Annotated in this window: 36 protein-coding genes; 3 read left to right on the top strand and 33 right to left on the bottom strand. The window is 39.9% G+C overall.

Annotated features, from left to right (window positions below; translation table 11 throughout):
- Positions 1 to 71 precede the first annotated feature (71 nt).
- From HUO09_RS17330 to HUO09_RS17320, 3 genes are all read right to left on the bottom strand, one after another.
- Positions 72 to 2,306, bottom strand: a complete 2,235-nt coding sequence (locus tag HUO09_RS17330) for a hypothetical protein (RefSeq protein WP_188234771.1) — start codon at positions 2,304 to 2,306, stop codon at positions 72 to 74.
- A gap of 168 nt (positions 2,307 to 2,474) precedes the next feature.
- Positions 2,475 to 3,161 (bottom strand): hypothetical protein, encoded by a 687-nt coding sequence (locus tag HUO09_RS17325; RefSeq protein ID WP_188234770.1) that lies wholly within the window; start codon positions 3,159 to 3,161, stop codon positions 2,475 to 2,477.
- 392 nt (positions 3,162 to 3,553) lie between these two features.
- Positions 3,554 to 3,994 carry a hypothetical protein gene (locus tag HUO09_RS17320; RefSeq protein ID WP_188234769.1) on the bottom strand — a complete coding sequence of 147 codons (441 nt, stop codon included), beginning with the start codon at positions 3,992 to 3,994 and terminating at the stop codon, positions 3,554 to 3,556.
- Positions 3,995 to 4,125: 131 nt separating this feature from the next.
- On the opposite strand from HUO09_RS17320, the gene HUO09_RS17315 reads away from it, so the two are divergent.
- The 3 genes from HUO09_RS17315 to HUO09_RS17310 all read left to right on the top strand — a co-directional run bounded on the left by HUO09_RS17315 (position 4,126) and on the right by HUO09_RS17310 (position 6,916).
- Positions 4,126 to 5,088, top strand: coding sequence for an EAL domain-containing protein (locus HUO09_RS17315; RefSeq protein ID WP_188234768.1), 963 nt, complete (start codon positions 4,126 to 4,128; stop codon positions 5,086 to 5,088).
- A gap of 191 nt (positions 5,089 to 5,279) precedes the next feature.
- Positions 5,280 to 5,648 carry a S24 family peptidase gene (locus HUO09_RS22615; protein WP_223159485.1) on the top strand — a complete coding sequence of 123 codons (369 nt, stop codon included), beginning with the start codon at positions 5,280 to 5,282 and terminating at the stop codon, positions 5,646 to 5,648.
- The gene (locus HUO09_RS17310; RefSeq protein WP_188234767.1) at positions 5,645 to 6,916 is read left to right on the top strand and encodes a DUF4113 domain-containing protein; all 1,272 of its coding nucleotides are present in this window, start codon (positions 5,645 to 5,647) and stop codon (positions 6,914 to 6,916) included. Before HUO09_RS22615 ends, HUO09_RS17310 begins: the two co-directional genes overlap by 4 nt.
- Positions 6,917 to 7,007: 91 nt before the next feature.
- Here the strand turns inward: HUO09_RS17310 and HUO09_RS17305 are convergent, their stop codons facing one another.
- From HUO09_RS17305 to HUO09_RS17160, 30 genes are all read right to left on the bottom strand, one after another.
- Positions 7,008 to 7,691, bottom strand: a complete 684-nt coding sequence (locus HUO09_RS17305) for a hypothetical protein (protein WP_188234766.1) — start codon at positions 7,689 to 7,691, stop codon at positions 7,008 to 7,010.
- 207 nt (positions 7,692 to 7,898) lie between these two features.
- Complete coding sequence (locus HUO09_RS17300; RefSeq protein ID WP_188234765.1) at positions 7,899 to 8,279, bottom strand: hypothetical protein; 381 nt, start codon at positions 8,277 to 8,279, stop codon at positions 7,899 to 7,901.
- A gap of 13 nt (positions 8,280 to 8,292) precedes the next feature.
- Positions 8,293 to 8,517, bottom strand: coding sequence for a hypothetical protein (locus tag HUO09_RS17295; RefSeq protein ID WP_188234764.1), 225 nt, complete (start codon positions 8,515 to 8,517; stop codon positions 8,293 to 8,295).
- Between the two features lie 136 nt (positions 8,518 to 8,653).
- The gene (locus HUO09_RS17290) at positions 8,654 to 9,826 is read right to left on the bottom strand and encodes a hypothetical protein (protein ID WP_188234763.1); all 1,173 of its coding nucleotides are present in this window, start codon (positions 9,824 to 9,826) and stop codon (positions 8,654 to 8,656) included.
- Between the two features lie 226 nt (positions 9,827 to 10,052).
- Complete coding sequence (locus tag HUO09_RS17285) at positions 10,053 to 10,418, bottom strand: hypothetical protein (RefSeq protein WP_188234762.1); 366 nt, start codon at positions 10,416 to 10,418, stop codon at positions 10,053 to 10,055.
- 813 nt (positions 10,419 to 11,231) lie between these two features.
- Complete coding sequence (locus tag HUO09_RS17280; protein ID WP_188234761.1) at positions 11,232 to 11,579, bottom strand: hypothetical protein; 348 nt, start codon at positions 11,577 to 11,579, stop codon at positions 11,232 to 11,234.
- Positions 11,580 to 11,802: 223 nt separating this feature from the next.
- Positions 11,803 to 12,084 carry a hypothetical protein gene (locus HUO09_RS17275; protein WP_188234760.1) on the bottom strand — a complete coding sequence of 94 codons (282 nt, stop codon included), beginning with the start codon at positions 12,082 to 12,084 and terminating at the stop codon, positions 11,803 to 11,805.
- Positions 12,085 to 12,410: 326 nt separating this feature from the next.
- Positions 12,411 to 12,917, bottom strand: coding sequence for a hypothetical protein (locus tag HUO09_RS17270; RefSeq protein WP_188234759.1), 507 nt, complete (start codon positions 12,915 to 12,917; stop codon positions 12,411 to 12,413).
- Positions 12,918 to 12,997: 80 nt separating this feature from the next.
- Positions 12,998 to 13,369: a hypothetical protein gene (locus HUO09_RS17265; RefSeq protein WP_188234758.1), complete on the bottom strand. Its 372-nt coding sequence runs from the start codon at positions 13,367 to 13,369 to the stop codon at positions 12,998 to 13,000.
- Between the two features lie 15 nt (positions 13,370 to 13,384).
- Entirely contained in the window at positions 13,385 to 14,014 is a 630-nt protein-coding gene (locus HUO09_RS17260; RefSeq protein ID WP_188234757.1) for a hypothetical protein, read from the bottom strand.
- Positions 14,015 to 14,023: 9 nt separating this feature from the next.
- Positions 14,024 to 14,302 carry a hypothetical protein gene (locus HUO09_RS17255; RefSeq protein WP_188234756.1) on the bottom strand — a complete coding sequence of 93 codons (279 nt, stop codon included), beginning with the start codon at positions 14,300 to 14,302 and terminating at the stop codon, positions 14,024 to 14,026.
- 89 nt (positions 14,303 to 14,391) lie between these two features.
- Positions 14,392 to 14,601, bottom strand: coding sequence for a hypothetical protein (locus HUO09_RS17250; protein WP_188234887.1), 210 nt, complete (start codon positions 14,599 to 14,601; stop codon positions 14,392 to 14,394).
- 13 nt (positions 14,602 to 14,614) lie between these two features.
- Complete coding sequence (locus tag HUO09_RS17245) at positions 14,615 to 14,920, bottom strand: hypothetical protein (RefSeq protein WP_188234755.1); 306 nt, start codon at positions 14,918 to 14,920, stop codon at positions 14,615 to 14,617.
- A gap of 106 nt (positions 14,921 to 15,026) precedes the next feature.
- Positions 15,027 to 15,290: a hypothetical protein gene (locus HUO09_RS17240; RefSeq protein WP_188234754.1), complete on the bottom strand. Its 264-nt coding sequence runs from the start codon at positions 15,288 to 15,290 to the stop codon at positions 15,027 to 15,029.
- Positions 15,291 to 15,293: 3 nt separating this feature from the next.
- Positions 15,294 to 15,497: a hypothetical protein gene (locus HUO09_RS17235; protein ID WP_188234753.1), complete on the bottom strand. Its 204-nt coding sequence runs from the start codon at positions 15,495 to 15,497 to the stop codon at positions 15,294 to 15,296.
- Positions 15,498 to 15,507: 10 nt separating this feature from the next.
- Positions 15,508 to 15,714 (bottom strand): hypothetical protein, encoded by a 207-nt coding sequence (locus HUO09_RS17230; protein WP_188234752.1) that lies wholly within the window; start codon positions 15,712 to 15,714, stop codon positions 15,508 to 15,510.
- Between the two features lie 235 nt (positions 15,715 to 15,949).
- Positions 15,950 to 16,171, bottom strand: coding sequence for a hypothetical protein (locus tag HUO09_RS17225; protein WP_188234751.1), 222 nt, complete (start codon positions 16,169 to 16,171; stop codon positions 15,950 to 15,952).
- Positions 16,172 to 16,408: 237 nt separating this feature from the next.
- Positions 16,409 to 16,585: a hypothetical protein gene (locus tag HUO09_RS17220; RefSeq protein ID WP_188234750.1), complete on the bottom strand. Its 177-nt coding sequence runs from the start codon at positions 16,583 to 16,585 to the stop codon at positions 16,409 to 16,411.
- 13 nt (positions 16,586 to 16,598) lie between these two features.
- Complete coding sequence (locus tag HUO09_RS17215; protein ID WP_188234749.1) at positions 16,599 to 16,808, bottom strand: hypothetical protein; 210 nt, start codon at positions 16,806 to 16,808, stop codon at positions 16,599 to 16,601.
- The gene (locus tag HUO09_RS17210; protein ID WP_188234748.1) at positions 16,809 to 17,168 is read right to left on the bottom strand and encodes a helix-turn-helix domain-containing protein; all 360 of its coding nucleotides are present in this window, start codon (positions 17,166 to 17,168) and stop codon (positions 16,809 to 16,811) included.
- Positions 17,169 to 17,584: 416 nt separating this feature from the next.
- Complete coding sequence (locus HUO09_RS17205; protein ID WP_188234747.1) at positions 17,585 to 18,517, bottom strand: hypothetical protein; 933 nt, start codon at positions 18,515 to 18,517, stop codon at positions 17,585 to 17,587.
- A 55-nt stretch (positions 18,518 to 18,572) separates the two neighbouring features.
- Positions 18,573 to 19,079, bottom strand: coding sequence for a Fe3+-citrate ABC transporter substrate-binding protein (locus tag HUO09_RS17200; RefSeq protein ID WP_188234746.1), 507 nt, complete (start codon positions 19,077 to 19,079; stop codon positions 18,573 to 18,575).
- 228 nt (positions 19,080 to 19,307) lie between these two features.
- Complete coding sequence (locus tag HUO09_RS17195; RefSeq protein WP_188234745.1) at positions 19,308 to 19,580, bottom strand: hypothetical protein; 273 nt, start codon at positions 19,578 to 19,580, stop codon at positions 19,308 to 19,310.
- A 164-nt stretch (positions 19,581 to 19,744) separates the two neighbouring features.
- Positions 19,745 to 20,023, bottom strand: a complete 279-nt coding sequence (locus HUO09_RS17190; RefSeq protein ID WP_188234744.1) for a hypothetical protein — start codon at positions 20,021 to 20,023, stop codon at positions 19,745 to 19,747.
- 17 nt (positions 20,024 to 20,040) lie between these two features.
- Positions 20,041 to 20,277 carry a hypothetical protein gene (locus HUO09_RS17185; RefSeq protein ID WP_188234743.1) on the bottom strand — a complete coding sequence of 79 codons (237 nt, stop codon included), beginning with the start codon at positions 20,275 to 20,277 and terminating at the stop codon, positions 20,041 to 20,043.
- A gap of 8 nt (positions 20,278 to 20,285) precedes the next feature.
- Complete coding sequence (locus tag HUO09_RS17180; RefSeq protein ID WP_188234742.1) at positions 20,286 to 20,564, bottom strand: hypothetical protein; 279 nt, start codon at positions 20,562 to 20,564, stop codon at positions 20,286 to 20,288.
- Positions 20,565 to 20,575: 11 nt separating this feature from the next.
- Positions 20,576 to 20,854, bottom strand: a complete 279-nt coding sequence (locus tag HUO09_RS17175; protein ID WP_188234741.1) for a hypothetical protein — start codon at positions 20,852 to 20,854, stop codon at positions 20,576 to 20,578.
- Positions 20,855 to 20,867: 13 nt separating this feature from the next.
- The gene (locus HUO09_RS17170) at positions 20,868 to 21,086 is read right to left on the bottom strand and encodes a hypothetical protein (RefSeq protein ID WP_188234740.1); all 219 of its coding nucleotides are present in this window, start codon (positions 21,084 to 21,086) and stop codon (positions 20,868 to 20,870) included.
- 183 nt (positions 21,087 to 21,269) lie between these two features.
- Positions 21,270 to 21,638, bottom strand: a complete 369-nt coding sequence (locus HUO09_RS17165; protein ID WP_188234739.1) for a type II toxin-antitoxin system HigA family antitoxin — start codon at positions 21,636 to 21,638, stop codon at positions 21,270 to 21,272.
- Positions 21,639 to 21,648: 10 nt separating this feature from the next.
- On the bottom strand, positions 21,649 to 21,948 hold the full coding sequence (locus HUO09_RS17160; protein ID WP_188234738.1) for a type II toxin-antitoxin system HigB family toxin: 300 nt from the start codon (positions 21,946 to 21,948) through the stop codon (positions 21,649 to 21,651).
- Positions 21,949 to 21,956: the final 8 nt, after the last annotated feature.

Below are 21,956 nucleotides of genomic sequence, written 5' to 3'. Positions count from 1 at the left end.
GCTTTAAACGCTTCGGCAATTTTTTCATTGTTCACTTAAATTAAAAGCCCCCGTACGTACGGGGGCTTTTCTCACCAAAATGTCATCTGCTCAATTAAAACTTGCTTCTCAGATTGCACCGGAGATGCATCGATAAACAGCGTTTCTATTACATCTGTCTTTTGGGGTTTAGTGTTTTTCACTGGTGCATTACTTTCCTGAGTAAACTCAGATTCAAAGCTGAAGCCCATTTGAAATTCAGATTTCTGTAATGGCTTAACCACTTTCACACTTGTTGCTTTCCCGTGTTCTAAGTTACCTTCGTTCATCTCAAAATCACGCTCAATAGCCGCCTTCTTGCTCGGAATAAAGCGCGTGAATTGTTGATGTTGCTCCTTAGTGAAAAGCTTGAGGTCACTACGTGCTTCGATGTCAGCGAGAGTTGTATGAGAATTGATACCCAGATATTGAAAAAACTGTGCTCGTTCCATCATATTCTGATAGCTCGACTGTTTGCCACGTGCTATCTGAATTGACCCATCTCTAAGCATTCTGATACTAGCGTCTGATGGTCCGTACCCTGTCCTATGTGCATAGTACTTTAAATCTGACTCCAGTATTTCCAACGCTTCCTCACTAATATCTAACTCCTGTCCTTCGTTAACTTCCATAGAAAAGAAAGTCTCACGTTGCTTGGTTACCTTGTTAGTTCTCAACCTAGCTTCCAAGCCCACACCCGGACATTCGTCTGCAAATACCTCCAAAATAGGATCTCTGATTCCCATTAAATTGACATCAAGTTTGCTTGACCAAGATTCCCCTACGTATAAATACCTTGCCTCTGGCTGCGGAGTTCTCGGTACAAACGGCATATCGTCAACTTCCGCTAATGTTTCGTAGCGGCCTTGTTCATAAACCTTATACCAGATATTGAGTGCTGTATTAGGTTCATCCGCGAACGAATGAAAAGCCCATAGAAAATCGACCAAAACGGCATCTTTGAATGTGACGAACTTAAATTGCGGCTCACACATTCTTCGATTGTATTCACTTCTCTCCATATCACTATCATCACTGAAATACCGCTTACTATGCTCGTAAGCGCGATCTTCTTCCATTGCGTCACATGATACCAGAGCCCAAAAAAGCCTTTTACACTTCTCAAAAGAATACAGATCCTCCTGAACCTTACAGAACCCCCACGGGTCAATACTACGGTTGACCAAGGAGCGCTGCCCCCAATCCCAATGAGTTTTCGCTAGGAATTCTCTAATACGGTTCAAAGGGCGCATGTATGCATATTCCTCATTCGCCAGGAAATTACGCATCGCTTTGTCTTCGTTGCCCACCGCTAAGCAAGTTACACAACCATGCCTTGCGCCACAAGGTTGTTGAGTTTGCTTGCTTTTTTCAGAGGTATCGAATAACACGCACTCCCCACTCGAATCAGCATAAATTCTGACCGTATCGTCATAAGACAATTTGTAAGATGGAAGAATTTTTCCTTCATCCAAACCAGCAAATTGCAATACTTCCCATACCATACCTGTGCTAAAGTTTTTGATTAAATAACTCACGCTCTCGCCACTATCAAGTTTAGTGACAGCTAATGGATCTTCCTGACCACCGTGTTTAGCAATACTACTCTTACGAATCTTACTTTCAGAGTCGCGAGACCCCAATAATAATAAGATCTTCTCATTTTTTGAGTCGATCCCTTTATTTTTGAAGTAACGCTTTACTGCTCTCCCCATAGGATTAATTTTTAGATCGTTTGTACATTGTCGTACATTCGAAGCGACTGTCGTCGGTAGTCCCCTACCAGTGACAACCCTACCTATCCAAGAACTAGTAAAACTCGGTTTTGCTAAAACGAAATCGACTTCTAAATCATAAAGCAACGCAAATTTGGTCAATTGGTTCCAATTTTCCTTTGCATGCGTATCGACCGTCGGAATTTCCACCAGCGTAGAGCCGTGTGTTACTATTGCACGGTGTTTGGGCTTAAATCCTTCTTGTTTCAGTTCCATCAATGCCAAAAGCAAAATTAGACACAAAACACTAGAATCCTTGCCAAAACTAAGTGCAGTTTTGCAAATATATCCGTCTTTAATAAGCTCCTTTAACTTATCTACCGCTGCAATTAAAAACTCTGCAGTTATGGTATCTACGTCATTAGGTTCACCCAGGATATAGTGACGACTCACTTCCTCACGCCAAGTATTCAGAGAATACGGTAAGGATGAAAAGCGATCGGGATAGAGATGTTTTAACCGGCTCACTTCAAAATGTGTAGCCGTATCATCATTGTATTGAGGTAAATACATAGATTACTCCTTGTTAAAAAGCCTTTCGGCGGTTCATTGATTACATCAATAATCAAAAATATAGCATTATGAATAACTTTCTTGTAGTTTATCTTAAAAAAAAGCCAGTCAAAGACTGGCATAAAAGTGTTTTAGCAAAATTAATTTCACGGTTGTACTTTAAATCCGCTATTCATCTTCGTAACTATCGTTAGAATCTAGTTCTTCAACCTTACACATCGGACACCATTCTCCAGAGCGTACTTTAGCTGCTGTTTTTGTAAATGAATGGCCTTTCGCACACTGGAAACTCATTGGTAATCGAGAAGTGATATAAAGCTTACTTACGACTAAACCACCATGATCGGCAGCCAGTTGTTTTACTTCTTCATACTTTTTTAATCTGTAAGCTTTCTTATTTTCTGCCTTGGTACAAATCGGGCACCAAGAATCATTGTGCATGACGTTTAAAGGCGTGTGATTGAAAACATGACCTTCAGAGCAACACCATGTATGGTCTAAATCTAAACCAAGATAATCTTTTGATAAGAACTCTCCATTACGCTTCTCAGCAGCAGCTTGACAATCTTCAGCTGTCAGTCGCTTATTGCCAGCGCAAGTTGGACACCAAGAGCCCTTTTGATGGACATCATGACACTTCGCACTAAATACATGTCCATGCTCACATTTGAACGTCATCTTGGCATGCATACGTTCGTACTTATCCGAAACGACTTCGCCGCCTTTTTCTTCAGCTAAATTAACAAAGTAATCGTACCACTTAAGTCTATTTTGTTCTGACTTAGTAAGTGGCTTCTTTTTCTCTTCAGAATTATCAACGCGACTTGTTGTTTTTGTATCAACAGAATTAAGCATTGTTTACCTTCTTATCCTCGTATGACTCTTACTTCTTCTATGAAGTTGTCATATCTCTAAATGCTTAGCTACATCTCTAAGCATTGAGTGAGCTCTTATTGTCTCACTGGTTACTTTCATTCTTTATGTGATTATGCAACATATCAGAATGAATCACATAATTATCAGAAACAATTTGATAATTTTTGTTAGTTCTTTGCAAGAATATCTCAAAATTTCCCTTTTCTACTTACCTATACTAAATCAATTTAGTATGACTTGTAGGCCAAATATGGGATATCACACGATTTTCTCAAAAATACGACAACTTTAACAACCAATAGTTACAAGTTTTTTATCTAATTGTATTTACTTGAGTTAATTAGCCAACTTATTACAGTTGGCTAATTAATTTATAGTTTGATTGCACTTTGTGGAATATCTACAGGCTTAATATCTTGTATCAAAAATGTAAGTAATCCCATACTCGCAGATTGACCATTAATCTCTAAAACTTCACTATTTGTAATTTTCAAAATCGCATCTCTTCGTTTACCCAAAGGAACAACTTCTTCAACGATTCTCAAAACCTCAGTTCTATGAAAGTTTGAGGATTCGAAAGAGCCTAATTCTTTTCTTTTAGTATCTTCCCAACCTCTAACAAGTTCATGAGTGAAAGAATCTGGAGCATATGAACATACGCACCATTCTTTTACCCATTTTGTTTTTGAACTTTCAGAAACTATGAATACAAACAAGTTTTCGTTGGATTCAAAATTACAAATATAATTTCTGCAATTTGAATCCTGTGTAAAAGCTTCAATACGAATTTTTGCAAAACTTTGTTTTTGCATATATTACCCCTTGCTAATGTACTTTTCAGTATTAATTTGTAACCAAGCGTTACAGTTAATCAGAGCGTATCACACTTTTTAAGAGGTATTGAGAGCATTGTCGCTGACTACGAATTCACAGGACAAATATTGTGCAGAGAACCGTTTTATGTGAAAATCATGGGATTCGTTCTGATATATTAGACAATCACACGGTAATGGGTGCGATGAATTTACACGATATGACATACGTTGGCAAACAACCAATTTTCGACCGATCGTTGCAAGCTGTTGGTTTTGAGATGCTTTATCGAGATTCTGATAAAAATTGCTTCCCTAGTCATGTGAGTTCGCGTGATGCTACAGCGTCAATCATTTCTCACCAACTGCTATATGGATTGCACCAGCAAGAAGAACACGGGGCCGATTATTTCGTAAATTTTGATCAACGAACTATCCTTGACCAGTACCCTAAATTACTCCCGGCTCACAAAGTAGTAATTGAAATTTTAGAAAGCGCTAAACCCGACACAGCACTAACTTCCTCTTTAACAGAACTGCACACACTAGGTTACAGGATTGCACTTGATGACTTCAATATTGAGCAATATGAATTATGGTCTCAAATCCTGCCATACGTGTATATCGTAAAAATTGATGTTCTTAACTTCGATGTATTCAGTTCAGATGTTATTCGTATCCTAGAACAGTTAAAACACCAATTCCCTAACCTCAAGCTTCTTGCCGAGAAAGTGGAGTCTGAATCGGTTATGACTCATTGCCTCAAATTTGGATTTGATTTTTTCCAAGGTTATTACTTATCTAAGCCTGAAGTGCTTTCATTTGTTACAGTTAAACCTCTTGAGAAAACATACGCAGAGGTTTATAGCCTTCTGCAGAATGAGACATTCGATATTGATGCGATCGCTAGAGTTATTAAAAATGATGCGGGATTTAGCTCACGACTACATAACTTTTCCACGAGCGACAATATAAACCGAAAAGATAGAGAAGAACCCATTAATTTACACCACGCAATTGCAACACTCGGAAAGGACTTATTTAATGTGTTCTTGGATATAACTGGGGCGCCTTCATCTACTGCAAATGCCTAACTAGTCTTCCCGCGCAACTACCATCAGACTCAAATCCCTCTCTATACAACCAATCCTACTTATTAACGGTCTCCCCCGCTTTTAGGTTGGTCGTAAATTACGCAGTTGACTTTTAATGGTTTGAACCCATATTGACGTGCTGGTTTATTGAAACCATAATTAATACTGTATATATAAACAGTGCTATAATTATGCCTATTGTCAGTAAATTTGAATCGCCAGCAAACGAATATGCATCCCTGAGTGAACTAGACTTGCACGAATTAGTCGTAGGAGAAAAGAAACACGCGACTTTTTTTTGTGTAGCTAACGGGGACGGGCTACGGAGCCGTGGCATTTTTAATAACGATTTACTGGTCGCTAATCGAGCTCTTACCGCTACTCATGGTGATGTGATTGTGGCTTTGGTAGATGGTGAGTTCATTGTAAGGGTTTTCGATGTTAATCATCATTGCCTGCGAAGTGACAATGAACCCCCCATTCCACTTAACGAAATGGTAGTAGTAGAAGCCGTAATTTCGCAATCTCTGCGCTGCTTAAGACCGTTGAATTACAGATGATTGTTGGTTTGCTAGACGTCCACAGCATGTATGCAAATTGTGAAGTCGTATTTCGGCCTGATTTACGAATTAATAATTCTGCGGTCGCTGTTGCCTCAAATGGCGATGGCGTCATTGTTGCTTGCAATCGCGCTGCAAAGCGATTAGGCGTGAAGAAGTTCAAGTCGGTCGTCGAACAACGCCATTTCTTTGATACAGGCCGGTGCACTCTTTTCAGTAGCAACTATCAGCTCTATGATTCAATGTCGAAGCGCTTAGTTGAATGTATACGTAGCGAAAACCTTCTTACTCGTATTGAGCAGTATTCGATTGATGAAGTGTTCTGCCAATTACCAGAATTTCTAAATTCATATGAAGACCAACTTGCTGTGGCTCGGCAATTACGTAGAACTGTTTGGGATCACACTCGACTTCCTATCGGGGCTGGAATTTCTACAACATTTACTCTATCGAAATGTGCGAGCTACATTGGGAAAAATGTTTCGGGCTACCGTGGGATTTGTGTGATTAATGAGGAATCCAGAAATCAACTTTTAAGCTCGGTTCCGGTTTCTGAAGTTTGGAATGTGGGTAGATCCAAAACACTTTTTCTCAAGCGTAATGGAATAAACACTGCACTGGATCTTAGTAGAGTATCCACTTCAAAAGCTAATGACTGGTTCGGAATCACTCTCGAGAGAACGGTACGTGAGCTCAATAATGAAGTTGTTTATGATTTCAACTCATTCCCAACAATTGAAGGTAGAAAGGAAATCTCGTCCTCTATCAGCCTTACCGTGAGAGCTACTTCAGAAGCGTCTTTGCACCAGTCATTGAGTGAAAGAATCTCTATAGCTACAGAAAAATTGCGAGCCCAGGGTTTGACGGCTCGGCAAATGATTGTCTTTGCCCAATCAAGCCGGTTTGAAACTTCTCCAAAGTCATTCAGTGCCAACTTGCTATTTGAATATCCTTCCGATGACACGAGAGTTTTCCTAAAAGGTCTTTCTGACTCCATGGGAGAGCTATATAGAGAGCATGTTGATTATTACAAGATCGGTTGCAGGCTATTAGGGCTTGAGCAAACAAAGCATCAGCAAGGAGACCTATTTGCCCCACCAGCCGCTCCAAAACTCATGAGTACTGTAGATGGCCTAAATCGCCGCTTTGGTTCCCGAATGATCACGCTCGGAGCTCTGAAGGTTGAAAATGAATCAGGGATGTTACGTAAACACCTCTCACCTGCTTACCTAACCAACTGGAAAGACTTACCGAAAATAAAATGTTAAGTCTGTTACTATACGGCTGTAAATGTCCGGTTGTTTCTAGTCAGCAATTGTCCAGCATTGTGCCGTATAAGACAATTGCCTTTATCGCCACTTAAGCAGCCTTTGCAACTAGCCTTGCTCGCATTTCTGGGGAGATTGCTGGAAAGTGTCTATGATGCTTACTTATATTGACATGATCGCTTGGGAGCTCCCTTCTTTTATTAGTCACCGCGAAAGAGCCTTTAAGTCCTCTAACTTTGAATGTATATCCATCACGCCATACCAGTTCTCTTGATATAGAATTTAGCCAATCTAGTGCGTCAGCTAAACTCAAGAAACCAAAATTGGATAATCCTGATGGTGAGAACCCTTTGTTTCGATTTATTGCATTGTTACCACTCGACAAATGCCAATGGAACTGACTCTTAGAAATTAGTTTGGGGTTCCCTATGTTAAGTAGTGTTTTGCGTCGCGTTAGCCTTGCATAGATTAATCTTAATCGTTCTATGTCGTACTGGCGAAAGCTCGTTCCAAGGAGTGCTTTTAAATGACTATCGATTGACGATAAATCGCCATGAGCAAACTTTTCAACCTTTGACACGTCAATTAACCGATATGGCGATTGAGGTTTAATACAACTGTCGATTGTAAATAGTGGGAGAACTAAACCATAGCCTGCGGATTTATTAGCTACACAACAACTCGCTTTCTTGATCACGGCTCTTTGATATCGTTCGGGTAACCCATATGAGCGCATTTTTTCAATAACATGATTATGGGGTAATCCACGCCACATTAGAGACTCTATGTGCGATTTAAGGTGTGGTAGCTCTACAAAGTTTGAATAGCACACCATTATCGATTTGACATCTGAAGAATGTAACGTTGATAGGAACAATTTACGCTTGTGAGACTTGTTCAATTTACGGAATATTTCCATAAGACTGTACGTAAAGTTCGGGGATAGCGGTGTTTTGACTTTATTCATATTACGATTATCTGCTTAAACCTCGACACTTCTTGCTTTAGCTTTTGCGAGGCCAAAATCTAAAAAGAAGTAATGTGATTTGCTCTCAGTTACGACAAATTGAGATAGGAATTTTTCTGTCCCGTCTGAGATATATACTGACAGAAATTTACCTAGCATTGGTACGTCTGTTAGAGATTCAATGTCAATTTGTAAGTTCATTGGCTCTTTGGTCTTACTATCAACAAACGAGTGAGAGCCAGCAAAACGTGATTGAAAAGTTAAGCAGCGGACAGCTTCAACTAGCGTTGTTTCTCGCCCTTGATTGTAGGGATCGAACTTGTGCACGGAGAATTTAATCGCTTGCTCACCAGCTTGGTGCAACTTTTGCGTTATTTCCCATAGCGGTACAGTCATAAATGCCACCTTTCTACATTCCCATACTTGGGGAGCTATAACCCAAACGCTGTTCAGCCTCATAGACACGGTTTGCATAAGCAGAATTAGCCGCTGCCAGAGATGAATATGGTTTTTCTTGACCATTTTCATCTATCACCAAGAAAGAGGTCGAAATGACATTGCCGTAAATATCACATTGCTCAACTTTTACTAAACTACAGCTTTGTTCAGATTTAAGTACTGATCGATTTTCCATTCAAAATTCCCCAAATTAATGTTGCTTGTAGGTGCTACTAAATTTGTGGCCAAAACCTAGTGAGTCACCGCCCTCATAGCAGACGTTTCAGTAAATTACATTTCGATATCACCGGTTTGTCCTTAGAATATTCAATCTACATTTTCATTGTGTAGTAGTCGAGACCATCTAATGTATAAGCTACGACTTGAAGATTATTTTTCATAGTGTTGGGTCCAGCTAAATCAAAATAAATATCCGTTGCTGTCCTACCCTCTCCAAGAACCCAGTTTTCAAAATCCTCCGGGCTCTTTGGCAGCGATGAATCAAAATGTCGCTTTATTGCTGCTGTTTTGCCTAGAGCGATGAACTGAGCAAGATAGTGGTCATCAACTTCAAAGACAATATGACCGTCCATACCTATATCAGCACCATTGAACGGAAAATAAGTATCGGAAGTACCGAGATACATACCATCTATTGACGTCTCATTCAGCAATGTACAAACATAGCGTAAATCAATATCCTTCTGCTCTACAAATTGAACCGATACATACTCAAGCACATTCTTTACTTTACCGGCATACATCAGGAGCTTTTGCGATTCACTGAGTATCAGTTTTACTGCTTCATGTTCATCTACACTTCCAGGTATTTTTATTAACGTTATAGCAGCTTCCGGCTCACCATAATCACGATACTGTGTATTACTGTTCTTGAGATCTCGAGCAGCTTTTAAAGCATCCTCTAAATTGTCGCACCATGCCTGCCCTGTAGCGCGGTCCCAAGCACCGCCGTTTAAGACGTACAAAGTATATCGATTTCTTTGTCCGTCGTAGGTGTTCAATACGAAAGGTGTATTCCACCAAGTATCCAACTCTTCTTGAGTTCTCTGCTCGTTGCTTATATCGGGATCTAATGGACTGAATTGGCAGATAGGCGTCCCATCAACTACTTTAAATTCTGTTTGTTTAGGCGGGGCGTTTTCAAAAGAATGGCAAATCTGATCTGGTGATAGGTTTTTAAAGCAATGCTGTAACTCTGAAGCAAGTTTTTTATTGGAAATTCTATCTCGCCAAAGTGCATATACGTGAAAAGTACTAGTTTCTTCCGGCTTCGTAGCTCCTTTGCACCTCGCTATCAGGTCTGAATGAGATTTGTAACCAAAAGCCCGGGCTCCTGCATCGTTCCGCTTGAATGCACTGGGATATTTTTGATCACGGTAAAAGTAGCAAATCCTATGACATAAGTTTTCAATAAACTGTTTAAATAATCCAAACTCGCTTGGATAAACAATTACTTCTGTGGAATCGAGCGTTGATTTTGACATTTACAATACTCACAAATGTATCGGAGTGATGTGCTTGCCTCACAGCACTCCAAAGAAAGATGTGAATACTGTAAAAAAATTGAATGGTCGTTGAGCGTTGGCAAGGCTCGCGGTGACTTAGTCCGACAGTATTTTAAAAATACCAAAAAAATCGAACGTTTGAAAGGTTGGAAATAAGCCAGTGAATTATTGAGTTGGCTCGGATCAGTATGATGGTCTACAGGTTTCACTTAAAAACTGTAGCGAATATGTATACACCGATAGCGAAAAAGAGAACTTTCCCTAACCATGCTCCTGTGTACACCAAAGCAATACCAGTGACCTTAGCCGCTTCCTTTAATTCTACTTGTTCAGAGATTGGAAGCATACGAAATACGCCGATATAGATAGGAGGAAGCAATATTAGCAAAGTTACTCGCTGAACGTACTCCCAGTATTGAGAAGCTGAAGCAACCGCACCAGCATCAATGAGGGTGCTCAAACCCAAAATGCTAATGACCCACCCTAAGCCAAAGCAAATTGCCCCTCCAAGAATTAGCATGCCTAGACCGGAACCGACCATAACACAAAAATTTATTAGGAAATCTCTCATTCTGTATACCTTTAAATTGTCCAATACTATTACAGACTTAATAACGTATGTTGCCGCTCAACATGAACTTCTACCTAATATAGGCAAGAAACGAGTCAAACTTTTCTTTCTCAAAAAAACCGATTTTTGTGAAAATGTACGCCACACATAAAACAGAAATTGCCAACCAAGGTATTAGCATCAGAAGCATGCTCCAACTAAGTAGATTCGAATTGATGCCTACCCATCCCCAAAATTTCACATAACAATAAAGACTTAAAAACGCCGATATTGCTAGCAACAATATGCCTATAACCTCAAGACGGATCTTTCTAGGTTCAAGGCTTAATCGTATTAACACTAGGGACAGCATGACAGTGGTACCAACTATAATTAGACACGTTGATAAAATTGAGTATTGAGGAACGATATTATTCCACCACTGTTGGAAGCTTTGAGGTACTAACGTCACTAAAGCAAAGTTTAAGAGGGTGTTCAAAATTGGTGGTGCAACCAAATCTTCGATGTTTGCCGGAAACGAAAATTGGGACTTCATTACCAAACCGACAGTAAGCGATAGATACGATAGTGCAATTAAAATTTCTAACCTAATTTTTCGTATTGTTTTATTGTTGTTACCCACTGTTTACTTCCTTTCCTTTCCATTACCTGAATAATCTAACCAAGACTCGTGTGCCTCATCCTATTATTATAAGGAATCCCACGATCAAGACATATCAAACACTTTGGAGTATTAAACACCCCCCCTGATAGTCAAGATAAGTATCGAGACAAGCTTTACCATAAAATCTGCTTAGTTATTTGTATTTACCGTTATTGTTGCGAACTGAGAAGTTTATCGACTTCCAAAGCTGCCATATCTGATAGTTCTTTCATCTGCACTACCGAAACATACCCTTGGTCTAGCAATATTTCGTACAATTTATGGTTGGTCTCTGGTGCTGGGATAGAGTTGATACTTAGAACCATAAACTGGTGCATGGGAGGCCATAAATCCATAAAAGCTGGCCCGAAAAACAAATACCACGCCGTTGCAATAAAGACCGCCACGCAAAGTGAAATAGCGAAAAACATTTTCAATCCGTCATAGCGCGCTTGATAATTGAACTGAGCATTTAATTGTCGAACCACCACCTTTTCAAGAGTCTCTATACTTGCCATGATGATTCCTGCTTTAGTGAGCGGTTCATTTCACGAACAAATGTTATGTATTGGAACAAACCGATCCCCACTACTAAAACCACAAAAACACTACATGTAATCATCAGGATGCTATCGCTCGTATAGTACCCATACGTGCCACCAGCAATACAAACCAGTACACCAAGCATCATTCGTGCGAATATATTAAATAACCGACCATTTTCGTACATGCATTTTTTTCCTAATTTTCCTTTACGTAGATATTGGGTGTTCTAATGGATAGTTTTACTTTATCAACCACTGTGAAAGGTTTTAGTTTTCTCCACGAGTCGACATTAATCACCCCTCCATTGTTTAGCACAATAAGTAGTGTATCAGGCGTTGAACCGTGACCACTCCCTGAGCTTCGTTGCCAATGCTTGTAAGCAACTGTATGTTTTTGCTTAGATAAACCAATAGTAAACACGTCGCCCTTGGTTAAGTGATTGTAATTAAGTGATGTTTCACCAATTTCTATGCTCATGTTCATTTTCCTATCCCGATTTTCTGTGCATTTTAGCGCACAGCACGTCACCACTATTACATTCCATCGTAGTTAATCTATGATACGAACCGAATGCAATAGCTATCAACAAAACTAAACCTATAAGTTTTCTCATTTTTCCCATTACGATTGAGGTTATTTTTCCAGCTCTTTCCAAAAGCTATTCATGCGATCAATTGCTTCAATGAAGAGATTTTTCTTCACGAGCAAACTCGCAATAAAAATGGGAACGCACCCCATTAATAGACCAATCCCGAAAAGTAATCCCGCTATATTGTTTTTCATTCGATGTTTCCGATATCACGTTAATGCACCGTTTGAGGTTTCAGCAGCGTCTTAACTACCTTATCTATCTTGCGCTTTTGCGTGTAAGTGAGGCGGTTGTATGGAGCAGAATCAAAGAGATCACTTAGTTCTCCACCAGCATCACCAGTTTTAGCCGGGTTTACTGGCCTTTTTGAACCATCCTCGGATTTTTCTACCATCCATACTGTCAGGTCAACCGAGTTTCTAGTTCTTACGCTGAACATGACTCCCTCTCGGTTATCAAGTTGTTCTGATGGCCTAATGCCATTTGAAGCACCCATTTTGACGGTTGCAATAAACGTGTAAGTCACAACTTCCAGTTTCTGAACGAGTCTTCTTAGGGCAAGGATGCAATTACGCTTTTCATCGTCGTTAGAGAATGGCACGGTAAATGCCCGTACTTCACCACTTTTGGTAGTCATAACGCAGGTAGGCATCACATCTACACCTTGCTTGAATCGAAAGTCGATATACTCTTTTTGCTTATCTTGGTTACTAAAATCCATTCTTTATCTCGTGTTCGTAACTTCTGTCAAAGGCAATGAATCCGAGTAATTCAATAACTTTTGCACAAGCTAGATGCTTTTTACTTGGAGAACACTGCACTTTCATTTGCAATTGCATTCAGATTGGTGACTAATTCTTGAACCTGTTGGTTTGAAAAACCAATGGGTTTTTCTTTCACTAGAAATTCGGCCACTCCGTCAGTGATACTCCATTCAACAACAACGCCTTCAGGAACAAGTTCGAAAGCCTCTTCAAGCTTACGTTGTTGCTCAAGTTGTCGATCGTGTAATCGAGTTTTACCCACTACTAGTTTTGGCTGACCAAAGTTTTCAATATGGTCTCTTCTTTCTTCCGGTGAAATCCAGATTTCACCATTATTTTCAAACGTGAACTGTCTAGAGCCAGTTGAACCTATTCGTAAAAAAACGCGCTCTATTAGTGTTTTGATCATGATTTATCTTTCCTTCTAGTCTTGGGTGGTTTCATTGATAGTACAGTTCGCACGATCGATGGTGTTACCTACACTCATCAAGGTGTCGGAGAAAATAGGAAACATCCTAAAAATACCCATCATTGCTGTGCTTAATAGTTGAGTACTGACGTTTACTGGTTCATTAGCTATTCCGCATGATCTAATCACTTCATCTCTAGCCCAAATCAAGTCCGAATACTCGAACCCATCATCGATTCGGCTATTGATTTCAGCTTTGACATGTAAAGGAAGAGTGTTGTCTCTTTCCGTTACAATGGATTTATAACTATTTGTGACACTTTCGGGAACGTTTGTAGAAGCCCCAAGGTAGTACAACATTCCGAACGCTGTTGAGAGACAAAAAAGTCCTCCGGTAATCAGCTGCAACGATTCTTTGATCCCAACCAACTGTACATACCAAGGCCAAGTAGTGACATGGTAGAAATCTAAAATTAAATCAGTTGCACCTGGAGTTTCCAATTTGCCCTCAGAGTTACCCTCATTTCGAAAGAAACCGTGACCAACCTTAATAACTATTCCAATAATCAAATAACTTACAGTTACCTCTGTTAGAAACCACAGTCCCATGAGAACCAGACCGAAAGGCCATACTTTAATCTTCACGATTTACTCCTAGCGTCTGAAACGAGCGTTTTTAGCGAAATAATCGAAACAAGCACCGCGTGGCGCAGTATCGCTCTTGCTTAATTTCTTCAGCCACTCAGCAAAAGATAGCTGACCCGTAGAATAGAAAACGATTCCTTCCATTTGCTCAAAATCACCTTTAGGATCGAAAAAGACAGGTGCATTCAGATTGACTCGGCTAACCTTAAAGCTATCCTCATTAATGCGTACTCGAGTCTCTTCCAGCTTAGGTGCTTTTTCCTGAATAAACGGTATTACTCCAAACATCTGATTTCCGCTTTAGACACATTTTGTTTTATGTATTGGCTTGCCCATCTAGATCTGAACAGCGAATAACCGTCATCCATGATTTCCCTCTATGACTCGGTTTTCGAGAAAAACTGCCAACACTCATCAATCAGAATAATTGGCTTACCTGCTTTTTTACCCTTGAAGATCTTGCCGCGAGGGAGTTGGTCATTGCGATTTAGCTTGTGTTGCCAATCACGAAAAGCAGCAGTTTTTAAGCGATAAGCCTTTGCTTTTTCTAGATCAAATCCGTTCGGTAGCGATTGTGTTACTAACATCGTTAAATTCCCCCTAAAAATCCAAGATCGATGATTTCTTCATATCACGATAAGAGACAACATAAACAAGCCCCAAGACATCATTGAATTTATGTTCATTTGAGCAGTGATGAATTAGTAACTCTTTCATCGAAGGGGTTATCGCAATTCCTGCTTGAGCATATGCGCTATATTTGATTGTTGGTAACATAGCAACTAAACCCTGATAGAACGCCTTTACTGCTTGTTCTGAAACTGGCGTTAAACCTTCCTTGAAGTTAGGTTCTCCATCATCCATTAGATTTGCTATGCGATCTGCGATTTCTTTACTACCGGACATGCTTAATTCCTTTGATTTGAGCTCTCAGAGTCTTAATCGTTAAGCAAACCCTGAGCTGGTAATCTTTCTTCATAACTTGCAGTTCTGCAACAGGGCGTAATTTACCCTAGTAGTTGATTGATTGGCTTTCTTCAACAAGATTTGGTAGTTCGATGCCATGCTTGCTGTATTCAACTTCGAGCTTGTCAGCTCTTGCTAGTAAAGATTTGACGATTTTTGATATTTCACGGTCTATTTCGTCAATAATCTCTTGGGAAACATCGTCTAAATTCTCAAGAGTATCTGCCGCAGAACATTGGTGGTCTAATTGCATTGCTGTTAGATGCAATGCGTTGAACTTAGCGATTAGTTTTATTCCCTTGCTAGACACGAATTACCCTTCTTTTGGTATTTCTATTTTCATCATGCTACTAAGTGAGTGAGCACAGCCAAAACCACTTGCAAACACTGCCACTAAGGCAATAATTTTCGCTATCCCATTTACACCCAAAAGCAATACTGAAACCGCAATTGCAAACACGGTCATTGAAGTAACGATTCCCATCGAATACTTTAGTTTTTGGTTAGAATTAGCCACACTTTCCTCGTTATCCAAATAAGTAGTTCAGCAGGTGAGGCAATACCAGACCAAGTAGTAATAGAACACCGAAACCATAAACCGTTTTCACTATTTTTACTTGGCTTGATGACAGACTGTTAAATCGACTATCCATAACTGGTAGAAACGGTAGAGAACAGGCGATAATCAGCAATATGCCTGAAGCAATAGCAACGTCCTCTGAAAAAATAAACATCGTCGTTTCCCTCTAACTTTGTTTAGGTTTGCAATTTTTCAAGTTTGCTCTTGCGTAAAGCAAAACCGAATAACAACCTAGTGTAATAATTCCAAGAATTGTTACTTGGTCAAACGTTCCACCAAATATCTTGAAAAGAAACGTCATAGCAGCCAGCCAGTAGAAACTGATATAGATATTGGCTAGCTCCTTCTTATTCAAAAACTCTATTAATCTGTTTTTCATCGATTTCCCTCTACTTAGTGATCTTCTCTTTTTCCTCAAGAGTAGACCCTGTGTCTTCACCGTCTTTCTTATTTCCCCAAGAATAACCACATACAATTGCACCAAATACCATCCAACCACCTGCGGTATCCCAACCTTCTGTAAAGCAATATAGAGCCGCAAAGATAAACGCGAGTCTCGAAATAACAGTCGTCCACAATATATTGATTCTTGTTACATTATCACTAGCCATCTTTTATGTTTCCCTGCTTATCTGTTTATTAACGATACAGCGAACTGAGCTGCATCTGATTCTGAGAAGTTACCCAACTGAAAAGCTCCTGCATTACACTTCGCACAGTACCATCCATTTTGAGTTCTAAATGCTTTTGATGAAGGAACGTGGCTCACTAACCTGTGATACATTTCATCAGCCCCACACTTGGGGCATGGTGGAGGCGTCCAGTCTGGTAAGTCCATAATTTCCCCGTTAATCTTTAATTGCACCTAGATATTTTCCAGAGCGATAGCAAGCTGACCAACCTCCGAAAAATATTGCGATTCCTGCACTGATGTTTGCACCTAAACTGGCATCTTGGGCAATCACATAGAAACCACCCACCGAACCAAGGATAGAAACAGCAAACCAAACCGCATTTTTATTCATGGAATTTCCCTCGTTATCTGTTTACTAGCGATACAGCCAACTGAGCTGCATCTGATTCTGAGAAGTTACCCAACTGAAAAGCTCCTGCATTGCACTTACCGCAGTACCACCCATTTTGCGTTCTAAACGCTTTAGTCGTTGGGATGTGGCTTACCAACATATGAAGCATTTCATCAGCTCCGCATTTCGGACATGGCGGCGGTGTCCAATCTTGTATTTGCATTCAGAGTTCCTTAATCTTCTCCGTTAGATAAGCACATTGTTCAGAAGTGAGCTTCATGGATGCTAATTGGCTAGTCAGTAGCTTATGTTCGCTGCTTAACCCATGGAGTGACACCTCTCCATTACTGACGGCTGCCAAAGCCCTTAAATTATCTTTAACTTCGATACCTTTTTTTTCATAATGCGCTTCAATTTGAGTTATTAAAGAATCCGGTATTTTCTTCGTACCAATTTCAACTCCACAAATGAACGTACTCGCATAGTGAAGGGATTTTGCTAGTTGCTGTTGGGTTTCATCGGCATCAATTCTAAGTTTTCGTAATGCAGCTCCAAATGGCGAAAGTTTAGTTCTACTGCTCATTTATCCTACTCTTTATTTCCGACTCTCCATTATACTGGAAAACCATATTAAGCAAGGTTCCCGGGTGATTTCGATAGGTCATATACCAGGATTAAATTAATTATTCCGCTCTGAAAAGTCGGCAATAACGCTGCAACTCTCCAGAAGAGACTAACGCCCGTTGGTTGTTCGAATCGTTGGCACTAGGGACAAAAGCCACCCCAGTCTATACGATTTCCAGATTAACAAATTATCTAGGGTGGATTTTCCAGCCCCCAAAATACGGGAGTAGCTGTAGATGTTCACTGTGCATTTATCGTTGATGGGCAGGGAGAAAAATATCCTTCTCATTTTAATCGAAGAATGGGATAGAAAGCCTTTAATGGGGCTTTCTTATTTTCAAACTATCAGCTTTAGTATTCATATTCTGATTGTTGTCAGAGATAGTATAACCACTTTGCGAAGCGTCTTTTTAACGTAGGTTTTAGACCAAAATTTCCATAATTAGCTTCCTTAAGGAAACCGTGACGCAATGATAAAGGCGTATATCTTTCAACTATCGCCCGCGCCCCTGTTTCATCAAGCTTAGTATCGCGTTTAAAGTTACGTTCCATTATCTCTATGCTCTGCAATGGGATAGTAACTAATCCGTTGCAAGCCCGGTTAACGACTACCCATTCATTACTCTCAACTATATTATTTTGGTGAGGGCTATCAATAAGAGCTGAGCAGTAAAAGACATCTCTGGCATCTACATCCAGTGAAAGCACAATGTCAGATAAATAGCGGTATTCTCCATCTGAATTAGTGAACGAATTGAGCGTATCCATTTCTATTTGAACTTCAGTCAAACCAAGAAACTTAGCCGCTTCAATATAGCGAAAAAGTGTTTTTTGATATCTGTTGTCCAAATTATGATTCTCGGACTCAATTGAAATATTTCTAACGAGTCTAACCTTATTTAACCCCTGTTCCCTAAGCTTTTGTTGTGTATGTTCATACAACCCTTCACACTCTCTGAGTATGTCTGCTATTTGTTCGTTGGACAGTAGTTGGAGTGCCTTTACAAGCGGCCTAGTATTATCCAAACCGTAAAATATACTCTTATCTACGACTCTATCTGTACAAAATGGTAGGCGTTCAATATTAAAAAGCTTTTGAGCAAAATAACTTAAAATAACGTAACCGCAATCTTTACTGGCGTTGAAACCTCTTACATGAAATAGATTGCCTTCTTTAGATTCATAATCAAACCCATTTTCATCCAACCCAAAACTACCAACTATTCCAATCATAGAGGCGAGAAAAGGATTGTTGATTGTGAAGGCTTCTTCCTTATACCGCCAAATATCATGTTGCCTTGTCAGCATAGCTCTCTTTAATCCCCTAATAAATCCTGATCTATTTTCGACTAGTTTTGTAACATTAATCAAACCTAAGCGTGTTAACTCGACCCATAAAAAGTAGAATTTCTATGTCGTCCTTGTAAGCAGCAAGCAAAGCTCGTTTCGTTTTGTTGTAAGCTGCGAGTTTACCGTGTTTGTTGATGGAACATACTACGCTCTTGTATGTTGGGTTACCTTTTTTGTCGTACTCTCTCCAAGCCGCTAGGTAACAAGTGTCTACATTGTCAGGATCGATAATTGTTGGCCTTGGCTTATTTATAATTTTCGGCTCGAGCGAATGAGGTAAGCGCGTGAAAATCTCAGGCTCATGCAATATGCGCTTCCAGTGCTTACCCCACAATTGTGAACCCAGCTCATTTCTAAGCTTGATAGCCTTTTTCAACCCTCTTTTTTCGCCCACTTTTAGAAATCCAATGCTACGATGCAACACTTGGTCATCGGGTGTATGAATGTGTACTTTGAATGCAGTGGGACCAAGACTTATGAATCTATGACCCGTATTTGTTTTTAAGTTGCTTTTATTCATGTTTCGTTTAATCACCAAGCGATATATCAATTGTTCAAAATTCAAACTCAGAGATTTTATGATGGAATTGTACAGGCAAACCTTGCAAGTCAATTTTCAGAGAATTTTTAGAAGCCACTCATTCACAATGAACCTGAAAATTGTACTTGTAGTTTAACCATGCAGTTCAATGTTCAGGCATATAACTTGTGAACGAAGTTGTCGTTACTTGGCTCAGTTATTCCCCCGTTATGAGATTTTTGCTTCAATAGGCTTGCCGTTCTTATCGAGAACCGTATAGCCAACAGATCTCACTCGTTCCATTTCAGTTTGAGTATCAGTGTCGAATCCGTCTAAGCGATCCAGTGTAACGATGAACCCTTTTTCTCTTAAAGAGCGTACAGCTTTACCAACTTCATTGTGCTGCTTCATGCTCAAATAACGTTGCCACATTTGAGAGCAGAAGAAGCCTAGCAACCCAATGAAAACGGCAAAGAATAGTGAGTTTTCATCTAGCATCATTTTCCCCGCGTTACTTGTTTAATAAGTTTTGCAAACAAAGCTGTCGGCCATGATTCCTACGAATTACATATTCTTGTGACTTCGACGCCCCCATTCTGATAGCCTTTTCTACTCTTTTGAGTAGGCGCTCTCGTTTACTAAAAAACATCTACTTTCCCCGTGTGTTAGTTGCATCTTACTTCTACAGTAAAAGGTGTCACATACTGTTCAAGTGACAACTCCCATAATCCTTTATTTTGCTTAATAGTGGCTGGTACGCCTGTAGTTCTGCTATTAGTTAGAAATGAAAGACCTGAAATAATACATAGTTCGTATTTACCTAATTGAACCGTTTTAAGATCTGAACCGTCATGACTCAATATCAATGGCTGATTGGCTAAAGTCATAAATGGTAAAAGAAACATAACCAATGCTAAACTCGCTTTTTGGGTTGTTCCAAGCATGTAAATTCCCTACTTATTTAGTTATCCAATTCTTTACCTTTCGAAAAAGATAATTTTTCTGGTAAGTTTTCTTCGCTACGTGGTTTTATCAGTACAGTCCTCAAACCTTGGATTAGCCAAACAATAAACCCTAGTCCCAAAACCAAATGAACTAGAAGGTCTTGAGAATGTTGTACCGCATAAATGTAAACTAGTAAGAAAATAGCACTAGCCACGAATTTTCTAATTGCTGCGTATGCTTCGGTTTCGTTCATATTTACCCTTAGCGTCTGAAACGGACGTTTTTATCAAAATAGCTTGAACATGCACCGCGAGGGGCAGTGTCATTCTTACTTAACTTCTTCAACCATTCGCCAAACGGTAATTGTCCATTGCATATAAACATCGTGTTTTCAATATTCGAAAAATCGCCTTTCGGGTCAATAAAGGTAAGCGCATTAAGATTAACTCGGCTTACCTTTACGCAATCCTCATTAATGCGAGTTCGTGTCTCTTCCCACTTAGGTTCTTTTTCCTGAATTGGTGGTATATATCCAAACATTTCACTTTCCCCTATGATTCCGTTTTCGAGCTATATTGCCAAAACTCATCAATTAGAATGATTGGCTTACCAGCTTTCTTGCCTTTGAAGAACTTGCCGCGAGGTAACTTGTCATTTCGGTTGAGTTTATGTAGCCAATCTTTGTATGCTGCATTCTTACCTTTTAAAGCTAGGTACTCGCTAAGATCTTGCTGTACCTGTACGACCTTAGTTCCCACTCTTGGCATGTATGTGCCAGCACCTTGAAACATCGTGTGATGTTTGTGCATTTCATCGGTGATGCTTTTCATAAAATTTCCCTCATTAAACAATGTTGTACCAAACACGCAAATGTTTAAATCTAGGTTCAGTAGAACCCATCATTGAACCTTGGCTTGAATATATAGACTCTACATTCACTACTTTTACTTCTTCATTTTTGGCTAACCAACTATTAAGCGCCTTTGTTGCATCATCTAAACGCGCCTGTTCTTCTGTTTTTTTACTATCGCGTTGATAGCCTACAAAATCTTTGAAATCCATGTAATTTCCCCAATTATTCGGTTTCATCATTTAAGAGTTTTTCCGTTGTCTTTGGTGCAAACAAACAAAACACAGATAAACCAGCAAGAATAGCAAAACCAATAAAACGGTTTTTTATCCGCCACTTCTTTTTCGAAACTTGAAACGTTAGACGTTTGGATATTCCAGACACTTAGATTTACCCTACTTAACCAATTGGTATTCTTTCACAAGGCAATCCAAGGGGATTCTAAGCCCTTCATTTAGCTTGCGGATCATAGATATAGATAAGCGTCGCTGGCGATTCATGATCTCAGTGACACGGCTGCGCTGACCAAGAAACGGCACAAGATCTTTATCTTCTAACCCTTGTTGCTCCATACGAAAACGGATAGCTTCAATCGGGTCAGGTACATCAATCGGATAGTGCGCTTCTTCAAAGGCTTCAACCAATGTGGCAAGCACTTCAAGTTCGTCACCCTCCGGTGTGTTTGGTTCTGCGTCCCAAAGCTGCTCGATACGCGCTAATGCGGCGCGGTTATCGGCTTCGGTTTTGATTGGTTTGATTTGCATATCAGCCCCTTTAAACAGTGGATGCGTCAACTTTGTCATACTCGGCATGAGTTCCGACAAAACGCACATAAACCATTGAAAATTTGTAATTAATCGCGGTGATCAAACGGTATTTGTTACCGTGAATATTAAACACTACGCGATTGTTACCGACGAAAGACGCATTCCGGTATAACGCTTTTATATCCTGTGGCGTCTGCCAGTTTGCGTGTTTGGCTTCGTCATACCATGCGGTCAATGGCTGTTGAGAGTCAGCGTACTGCGGCTGCTCCCAAAACTGGCGCAAAGTCGCTCTTGATAAAACTCGCATTGAATCCC

Origin of the sequence: Vibrio sp. Y2-5, from assembly GCF_014596725.1 — a bacterium.
Lineage (GTDB): Bacteria > Pseudomonadota > Gammaproteobacteria > Enterobacterales > Vibrionaceae > Vibrio.
Note: the sequence above shows the minus strand (reverse complement) of the source record. Positions and strands in the feature narration are given on the sequence as shown.

Coding starts and splice junctions, on each gene's coding strand:
- HUO09_RS17330 (WP_188234771.1), bottom strand. CDS start 2,306: ATGTATTTACCTCAATACAATGATGATACGGCTACACATTTTGAAGTG.
- HUO09_RS17325 (WP_188234770.1), bottom strand. CDS start 3,161: ATGCTTAATTCTGTTGATACAAAAACAACAAGTCGCGTTGATAATTCT.
- HUO09_RS17320 (WP_188234769.1), bottom strand. CDS start 3,994: ATGCAAAAACAAAGTTTTGCAAAAATTCGTATTGAAGCTTTTACACAG.
- HUO09_RS22615 (WP_223159485.1), top strand. CDS start 5,280: ATGCCTATTGTCAGTAAATTTGAATCGCCAGCAAACGAATATGCATCC.
- HUO09_RS17310 (WP_188234767.1), top strand. CDS start 5,645: ATGATTGTTGGTTTGCTAGACGTCCACAGCATGTATGCAAATTGTGAA.
- HUO09_RS17305 (WP_188234766.1), bottom strand. CDS start 7,691: ATGTGGCGTGGATTACCCCATAATCATGTTATTGAAAAAATGCGCTCA.
- HUO09_RS17300 (WP_188234765.1), bottom strand. CDS start 8,279: ATGACTGTACCGCTATGGGAAATAACGCAAAAGTTGCACCAAGCTGGT.
- HUO09_RS17295 (WP_188234764.1), bottom strand. CDS start 8,517: ATGGAAAATCGATCAGTACTTAAATCTGAACAAAGCTGTAGTTTAGTA.
- HUO09_RS17290 (WP_188234763.1), bottom strand. CDS start 9,826: ATGTCAAAATCAACGCTCGATTCCACAGAAGTAATTGTTTATCCAAGC.
- HUO09_RS17285 (WP_188234762.1), bottom strand. CDS start 10,418: ATGAGAGATTTCCTAATAAATTTTTGTGTTATGGTCGGTTCCGGTCTA.
- HUO09_RS17280 (WP_188234761.1), bottom strand. CDS start 11,579: ATGGCAAGTATAGAGACTCTTGAAAAGGTGGTGGTTCGACAATTAAAT.
- HUO09_RS17275 (WP_188234760.1), bottom strand. CDS start 12,084: ATGAGCATAGAAATTGGTGAAACATCACTTAATTACAATCACTTAACC.
- HUO09_RS17270 (WP_188234759.1), bottom strand. CDS start 12,917: ATGGATTTTAGTAACCAAGATAAGCAAAAAGAGTATATCGACTTTCGA.
- HUO09_RS17265 (WP_188234758.1), bottom strand. CDS start 13,369: ATGATCAAAACACTAATAGAGCGCGTTTTTTTACGAATAGGTTCAACT.
- HUO09_RS17255 (WP_188234756.1), bottom strand. CDS start 14,302: ATGTTTGGAGTAATACCGTTTATTCAGGAAAAAGCACCTAAGCTGGAA.
- HUO09_RS17250 (WP_188234887.1), bottom strand. CDS start 14,601: ATGTTAGTAACACAATCGCTACCGAACGGATTTGATCTAGAAAAAGCA.
- HUO09_RS17245 (WP_188234755.1), bottom strand. CDS start 14,920: ATGTCCGGTAGTAAAGAAATCGCAGATCGCATAGCAAATCTAATGGAT.
- HUO09_RS17230 (WP_188234752.1), bottom strand. CDS start 15,714: ATGTTTATTTTTTCAGAGGACGTTGCTATTGCTTCAGGCATATTGCTG.
- HUO09_RS17225 (WP_188234751.1), bottom strand. CDS start 16,171: ATGGCTAGTGATAATGTAACAAGAATCAATATATTGTGGACGACTGTT.
- HUO09_RS17220 (WP_188234750.1), bottom strand. CDS start 16,585: ATGAATAAAAATGCGGTTTGGTTTGCTGTTTCTATCCTTGGTTCGGTG.
- HUO09_RS17215 (WP_188234749.1), bottom strand. CDS start 16,808: ATGCAAATACAAGATTGGACACCGCCGCCATGTCCGAAATGCGGAGCT.
- HUO09_RS17210 (WP_188234748.1), bottom strand. CDS start 17,168: ATGAGCAGTAGAACTAAACTTTCGCCATTTGGAGCTGCATTACGAAAA.
- HUO09_RS17205 (WP_188234747.1), bottom strand. CDS start 18,517: ATGCTGACAAGGCAACATGATATTTGGCGGTATAAGGAAGAAGCCTTC.
- HUO09_RS17200 (WP_188234746.1), bottom strand. CDS start 19,079: ATGAATAAAAGCAACTTAAAAACAAATACGGGTCATAGATTCATAAGT.
- HUO09_RS17195 (WP_188234745.1), bottom strand. CDS start 19,580: ATGATGCTAGATGAAAACTCACTATTCTTTGCCGTTTTCATTGGGTTG.
- HUO09_RS17190 (WP_188234744.1), bottom strand. CDS start 20,023: ATGCTTGGAACAACCCAAAAAGCGAGTTTAGCATTGGTTATGTTTCTT.
- HUO09_RS17185 (WP_188234743.1), bottom strand. CDS start 20,277: ATGAACGAAACCGAAGCATACGCAGCAATTAGAAAATTCGTGGCTAGT.
- HUO09_RS17180 (WP_188234742.1), bottom strand. CDS start 20,564: ATGTTTGGATATATACCACCAATTCAGGAAAAAGAACCTAAGTGGGAA.
- HUO09_RS17175 (WP_188234741.1), bottom strand. CDS start 20,854: ATGAAAAGCATCACCGATGAAATGCACAAACATCACACGATGTTTCAA.
- HUO09_RS17170 (WP_188234740.1), bottom strand. CDS start 21,086: ATGGATTTCAAAGATTTTGTAGGCTATCAACGCGATAGTAAAAAAACA.
- HUO09_RS17165 (WP_188234739.1), bottom strand. CDS start 21,638: ATGCAAATCAAACCAATCAAAACCGAAGCCGATAACCGCGCCGCATTA.
- HUO09_RS17160 (WP_188234738.1), bottom strand. CDS start 21,948: ATGCGAGTTTTATCAAGAGCGACTTTGCGCCAGTTTTGGGAGCAGCCG.